7 protein-coding genes and 2 tRNA genes are annotated in these 6161 nt (G+C 43.8%); 3 read left to right on the forward strand and 6 right to left on the reverse strand.

Annotated elements, in window-relative coordinates:
* Nucleotides 1-13: 13 nt before the first annotated feature.
* Nucleotides 14-703 (reverse strand): phosphate regulon transcriptional regulator PhoB, encoded by a 690-nt coding sequence (phoB, locus tag MSG33_RS19930; protein WP_005381752.1) that lies wholly within the window; start codon nt 701-703, stop codon nt 14-16.
* A gap of 224 nt (nt 704-927) precedes the next feature.
* On the opposite strand from phoB, the gene rdgC reads away from it, so the two are divergent.
* From rdgC to MSG33_RS19945, 3 genes are all read left to right on the forward strand, one after another.
* Nucleotides 928-1842 carry a recombination-associated protein RdgC gene (rdgC, locus tag MSG33_RS19935; RefSeq protein WP_005391604.1) on the forward strand — a complete coding sequence of 305 codons (915 nt, stop codon included), beginning with the start codon at nt 928-930 and terminating at the stop codon, nt 1840-1842.
* Between the two features lie 165 nt (nt 1843-2007).
* On the forward strand, nt 2008-3408 hold the full coding sequence (yegQ, locus tag MSG33_RS19940; RefSeq protein ID WP_025768851.1) for a tRNA 5-hydroxyuridine modification protein YegQ: 1401 nt from the start codon (nt 2008-2010) through the stop codon (nt 3406-3408).
* 2 nt (nt 3409-3410) lie between these two features.
* On the forward strand, nt 3411-3665 hold the full coding sequence (locus MSG33_RS19945; protein ID WP_031780214.1) for a YfhL family 4Fe-4S dicluster ferredoxin: 255 nt from the start codon (nt 3411-3413) through the stop codon (nt 3663-3665).
* A gap of 42 nt (nt 3666-3707) precedes the next feature.
* Here the strand turns inward: MSG33_RS19945 and MSG33_RS19950 are convergent, their stop codons facing one another.
* The 5 genes from MSG33_RS19950 to MSG33_RS19970 form a co-directional block, all read right to left on the reverse strand.
* Entirely contained in the window at nt 3708-4016 is a 309-nt protein-coding gene (locus tag MSG33_RS19950) for a hypothetical protein (protein ID WP_005391608.1), read from the reverse strand.
* Between the two features lie 322 nt (nt 4017-4338).
* On the reverse strand, nt 4339-5175 hold the full coding sequence (gene mepA / locus MSG33_RS19955; protein ID WP_065646336.1) for a penicillin-insensitive murein endopeptidase: 837 nt from the start codon (nt 5173-5175) through the stop codon (nt 4339-4341).
* 12 nt (nt 5176-5187) lie between these two features.
* A complete protein-coding gene (locus MSG33_RS19960) occupies nt 5188-5520 on the reverse strand; it encodes a DUF1904 domain-containing protein (RefSeq protein ID WP_248381844.1) in 333 nt (110 codons plus the stop codon).
* 336 nt (nt 5521-5856) lie between these two features.
* A tRNA-Trp gene (locus MSG33_RS19965) sits at nt 5857-5933 on the reverse strand.
* A gap of 35 nt (nt 5934-5968) precedes the next feature.
* Nucleotides 5969-6045 (reverse strand) — tRNA-Asp (locus MSG33_RS19970).
* Nucleotides 6046-6161 lie beyond the last annotated feature (116 nt).

Here is a 6161-nt window from a genome sequence, read left to right on the forward strand (position 1 = left end):
GCTGCGTGTTAATTTATGCTTTTGTCGAGAAGCGGTATCCAGCACCACGAACAGTTTGGATCAGCTTATCATGACCTGCGGCTTCCAATGCTTTACGCAGGCGGCGAATATGAACATCGACCGTACGATCTTCAACATACACGTTAGTACCCCAAACATTGTTTAATAGCTGCTCACGGCTATACACACGCTCTTGATGCGTCATGAAAAAATGCAGCATTTTAAACTCTGTTGGGCCCATATCTAATGGTGCATCATTAGCCGTGACACGGTGTGATACAGGATCAAGCTTCAATCCCTGCACATCAATTACGTCTTCCAGTGCGGTCGGGGTTACACGACGAATCACCGCTTTTAAACGGGCAACCAACTCTTTAGGAGAAAATGGCTTAGTAATGTAGTCATCCGCACCGACTTCTAAACCGCGCACTTTATCTTCTTCTTCACCACGAGCGGTAAGCATCACAACTGGAATGTTGCGCGTTAATTCCTCTCGCTTCATATGCTTGATGAAGTTAATGCCGCTGCCGCCTGGTAACATCCAATCCAGTAAAACTAAATCAGGGAAGGGTTCAGCCAGTTTGGTTACTGCAGTATCGTAATCTTCCGCTTCTACCGCTTGGTAACCTTTCTGCTCAAGTACGAAGCACAGCATTTCGCGAATAGGAGCTTCGTCTTCAACAACCAGAATCCTTCTAGACATAATTGAGTAACCTTATGTTCGTTGAGCTAATGAATTTAAGAGACAAAGCGCCTCTCTATGCATAAGCATTATCACTACCAATTATGACACTTTTGTGACCTTTGAAAACAAATTTTCATATAACTTTCTTTTGAGGTTCATTCGGATATTTTTCATTTCTATTAAGACACCAGCACAAAAATTCCCTATGATTAGTCCCTTGTCATCAAGCCTAGAGAAGATTTATGTGGTTTAAAAACTGTCTGGTATACCGCGTTAACCGCGAGGTTACTTTCAACGCCGAACAACTAGAAACTCAACTGTCTGAATTCCGATTCACCCCATGTGGCAGTCAAGATAAACAGAAATTTGGCTGGGTCAGTGCAATGGGTAGACATGGCGACATGATGACTCACGTGTCAGAAAACCGCATTCTGATTTGCGCCAAGAAAGAAGAGAAAATGCTACCTGCCTCAGTGATCAAAGAGTCATTGAATGCAAAAGTAGAAGCAATGGAAGCGCAAGAAGGTCGTCCTCTGAAGAAGAAAGAGAAAGACAACCTGAAAGATGACATCGTAATGGATTTACTGCCTCGCGCATTTAGCCGCAGCAGCCACACTCACGTGCTCATCATGCCAAAAGAAGGGTTCATCCTTGTTGACGCAAGCAGCTACAAAAAAGCGGAAGACGTATTAGCACTACTTCGTAAAACCATGGGTAGTTTACCTGTTGTTCCTGCCATTCCAGAAGTAGCGATTGAAACAACGCTAACCGAGTGGGTGAAAACGGGCGACACACCTCAAGGTATCACCATGATGGACGAAGCTGAGCTAAAATCCGTGCTTGAAGAAGGTGGCGTGATTCGTTGTAAGAAGCAAGAGCTGACCACAGATGAAATCCGCAACCACATCGCAGCAGATAAAGTCGTAACGAAGCTTGCACTTAATTGGCAAGATCGTATTGAATTCATCATGACAGAAGATGCGGGTATTAAGCGTCTAAAATTCTCTGATGAATTGAAAGATCAAAATGACGATATTCCACGTGAAGATCAAGCAGCTCGATTTGATGCAGACTTCTCTCTGATGTGTGGGGAGTTTAGTGCTTTCCTACCCAACCTATACGATGCGCTAGGCGGCTTACCAAATCCCAACGCTTAATACTGTATAAAGGTTAACCATAACGCCCTCACTTTTTTTGAGGGCGTTTTTCTATCTGAAGCACAATTACCCTAGTCACAGTTCACATTTTGACGTAAAATTTGCGCCCCATTTCCATTAGGTGGAATTGGCCTGACTTGTGATCAGATAAAAGAGAATTGAGCAATGACAACTGAGAAAGCATTCGTACCTGAGCTACTGTCTCCTGCGGGAAGCCTGAAAAACATGCGTTACGCATTCGCCTACGGCGCAGATGCAGTTTACGCTGGCCAACCTCGCTACAGCCTCCGCGTACGTAACAATGAGTTTAACCACGAAAACCTAAAAATCGGTATCGATGAAGCACATGCTCTAGGCAAAAAGCTTTATGTGGTATGTAACATTCAACCACACAACTCGAAGCTAAAAACCTTCATCCGTGATCTTAAACCAATCGTAGAAATGGGTCCTGACGCATTGATCATGTCAGATCCAGGCCTAATCATGATGGTTCGTGAAGCTTTCCCAGAAATGCCAATTCACCTTTCTGTACAAGCAAACGCTGTAAACTGGGCGACTGTTAAGTTCTGGGCAGCGAATGGCGTGGAGCGAGTGATCGTTTCTCGCGAACTATCTTTAGAAGAAATCGAAGAAATTCGTGAGCATTGTCCTGAAACTGAACTTGAAGTATTCGTTCACGGTGCATTATGTATGGCTTATTCTGGTCGTTGCCTACTTTCTGGTTACATCAACAAACGTGATCCTAACCAAGGCACTTGCACTAACGCGTGCCGTTGGGAATACAAAGTTGAAGAGGGTAAAGAAAACGACGCTGGTGACATCGTAGAGAAATTCGACCCGACGGAAGCACAGCCTGTCGAAGTACAAGACGAGCGTCCTGAAACCACAATTGGTCGCGGCAAACCAACAGATGAAGTCGTTCTACTTTCTGAAGCACACCGTCCAGAAGAAAAAATGGCGGCTTACGAAGATGAGCATGGTACTTACATCATGAACTCTAAAGACCTACGAGCGGTTCAGCACGTTGAACGCTTAACTAAGATGGGTGTTCACTCATTGAAAATTGAAGGTCGTACTAAATCGTTCTACTACTGCGCACGTACCGCTCAAGTTTATCGTAAAGCAATTGATGACGCTGTAGCAGGCCGACCATTTGATGAAAGCCTAATGGGTACACTAGAGAGCCTAGCTCACCGTGGCTATACCGAAGGCTTCCTACGTCGTCATACTCACGACACCTACCAGAATTACGATTACGGCTACTCAGTCTCTGATGCTCAACAGTTTGTCGGTGAGTTCACTGGTAAACGTCGTGGCGATATGGCTGAAGTAGAAGTGAAAAATAAATTCCTTGTCGGTGATAGTCTTGAGCTAATGACGCCAAAAGGTAATGTTGTTTTCACGCTAGAAGCGATGGAAAACCGTAAGTCAGAGTCTATTGAGGATGCCAAAGGGAATGGTCACTTCGTCTTCATTCCAGTACCAGCAGATCTAGATTTAGAATACGGTCTATTGATGCGTAACTTAAACTCAGGGCAGGACACCCGTAACCCGACTGGTAAGTAATCATGGCTTTGCTCATTACTGACAAATGCATTAACTGCGACATGTGTGATCCCGAATGCCCCAATGGGGCAATCAGCATGGGAGAAAGCATTTTCGAAATTGACCCTGCTCTATGTACAGAGTGTAAGGGACATTACGAAAAGCCGACCTGTCAGTCAGTGTGCCCGATTACAAAATGCATTATCACAGACCCGGATCATGTAGAGACAGAAGAGCAGTTACTGGAGAAATTCGTGATTATTCAAGGGTTAGCATAAGAACAAGTAGGTTCAACTTTGGAGACAAAGTTGAACCTTTTTTTAACCCGACTTTTCAATAGGATAGATATTACAAAACAACTCTTTTTCAAAATGAGACTCTAACCGATCTCGCCAATTTTCAGCTTGGGAAACCGGTACAAGATAAAAGTTTTCTCGGCTCGTATCCGTAACGAAAGCCATTCCATATTGCATCAGCTCGTAATGCACATCATTAACAAAACCGGGATCAAGACGCTGACGTCCTGTCAGATGGTTTACATCAACCCGAGTCAATAAGACCCCTTTTGTTTCACTGCTAAATCTGTGTCTTAACCACTCTGCAAATTCTTTTGCACAAATCATAGTCATGGTTTTATCCTTGATTTACTCTTCTAGCAGGAGAAGTATCCATTCCCGCCTCACACACTTGTCTGCCTTGTTATTGCTTCGCTAGCCAACTGACAGACATATTGCTAAGAAACCAAAGTATCGTGACGAAAGATCTTTCTAAACAGAGAAGTTACGACTTATCTATACTACAACTCTTTGTTTAATTTAGATTTCTATATTATGTCACCAAAACTAATTAGGTTAGTTTTTGTATTGGTATTATTCACTGTAGACAAAAGTATGATGTTTCTCCAGTTTCATAAAAGAGATACGTAAGGGAATATAAACCTGTAGAGCCACTCTAGTTAGTAGAGATAAGTGATTGGCATTGCGGTGGAATCGCTTTTTTTCGCTTGGGCTTAGCAATAACTTTCGCAGACGGCGGCTTATCGATAGGCTTAACTTTCGGTCCCCAACTAGCAAGCTCTACCCCACAACCATCACCAGCGGGAGGCAGAGCTTGTTCAACACAATAGCCACTCGACTCAGGACAAGATAACCTGACGTGGAAGTGGTAATGATGCCCCCACCAAGGGCGAACTTTACGTAACCAAGAACGTTCTTTGCCTTCTTCTTGCGAGCAAAGCTGCTCCTTAATGACAGGATGTACAAAAATTCGTGCAACATCCTCACTCTGTGCAGCATATCGAATCAGCCTAAAGTGCCTATCTTCCCAGCGATGGTTAAGTATGGAATACCCTTTTAAGTCCACCACACTCATTGGCTTAGGGAGTTGTAATTCGTTATAAGAAAGCGGTTGGTCAGCGAGTCTTAACCAGATATCAATATCTAACCCAGTTTGGTGACTAGAATGGCCAGAAGAAAACCTTCCTCCTCGTGGTAAAGAAAGGTCACCTATAAGCAGCGTTGTGTTGAGATTTTGATGAGCTTGAAGCGCTAGGTTTTCAATAAACTCTATCGTTTTAGGGTGCCCATAGTAGCGTTTCGTTTTACTGCGTAAAACTTGATAACCAACGCCATCAAGAGGCAAAGGTAATGCGCCATCCAAACAACCGTTGGCATAACTACCAATAGAGGAAGAAGAGTTTCGGGTAGGGTTAGCAACAGACTCCCAAGGAGTAGAGTATACAGAAGCTGAGAAACATAAACCCAAAGATACAATGAAACTCAGCTTCATAGCTTTTAGCCTTTAGTAGTGTTCGCCATTATCGTAATAAGCTTTAGGGGATAAAGCTGAAAAGATAACTGCAACATCAATATCCGCACCAGCAATACCACGAACTTGCTGTGTAATAAGCTTAGCAACTTTATCTTGTACTTCCTGACCACGATCAAACCAAAGCACTTCGACAAAAGGATATGCAGCACTCACCTCGCCCTCATTGAAAAACGTAGTGTAGATATACTCAAAAGTAAAATCCTCACGCGGACCGTCCATCAGAGGCTGAAGTTCATCCGTCAGAGGCTTTGATAGTGCCTGAACAGCTTGCGGCTCTACAGCACGGAATCGAAAATGTGGCATAAACTTACTTCCTAATTATTAGCATTAACTCATGATAATAACAGGAACCAAGTCACTAATCATCCAAGCCAATGTAACCACTAACCTTTTCTATACACGTCATATAGATCAAGTAGTAAATCAACTAGCTCACTAACGAAGAGTAATGGGAGTATGAAGAGAAGTAAGAAAGGGTAAAACGATACACCGAAGCTTAGTGACGCAATCTATTGCAAGGGAAAATAGAATGGCTTAAGTCACCGATGTAATATGTTCTTAAGATCGATGTGTCTCAGATGTCGACAACTACTCGTTAGAAACGAAAAAGGCTCTGACCTAAGTCAGAGCCTTGATATATGGCAGGGGTGGAGAGATTCGAACTCCCAACACGCGGATTTGGAATCCGCTGCTCTGCCAATTGGAGCTACACCCCTGCAGTTCGTGTTTAATGAGACGACTCTCAAATAAGTGGCGGAGTGGACGGGACTCGAACCCGCGACCCCCGGCGTGACAGGCCGGTATTCTAACCAACTGAACTACCACTCCGCAGTGGTATCACTCGCTTGTAATCAGCAAGTGTCCATAATTTAAAGCCTGGCGATGTCCTACTCTCACATGGGGAAGCCCCACACTACCATCGGCGCTATTTCGTTTCACTTCTG

It is taken from the genome of Vibrio sp. 1CM7H, from assembly GCF_023161645.1.
Lineage (GTDB): Bacteria > Pseudomonadota > Gammaproteobacteria > Enterobacterales > Vibrionaceae > Vibrio > Vibrio diabolicus.

Coding starts and splice junctions, on each gene's coding strand:
- phoB (WP_005381752.1), bottom strand. CDS start 703: ATGTCTAGAAGGATTCTGGTTGTTGAAGACGAAGCTCCTATTCGCGAA.
- rdgC (WP_005391604.1), top strand. CDS start 928: ATGTGGTTTAAAAACTGTCTGGTATACCGCGTTAACCGCGAGGTTACT.
- yegQ (WP_025768851.1), top strand. CDS start 2,008: ATGACAACTGAGAAAGCATTCGTACCTGAGCTACTGTCTCCTGCGGGA.
- MSG33_RS19945 (WP_031780214.1), top strand. CDS start 3,411: ATGGCTTTGCTCATTACTGACAAATGCATTAACTGCGACATGTGTGAT.
- MSG33_RS19950 (WP_005391608.1), bottom strand. CDS start 4,016: ATGACTATGATTTGTGCAAAAGAATTTGCAGAGTGGTTAAGACACAGA.
- mepA (WP_065646336.1), bottom strand. CDS start 5,175: ATGAAGCTGAGTTTCATTGTATCTTTGGGTTTATGTTTCTCAGCTTCT.
- MSG33_RS19960 (WP_248381844.1), bottom strand. CDS start 5,520: ATGCCACATTTTCGATTCCGTGCTGTAGAGCCGCAAGCTGTTCAGGCA.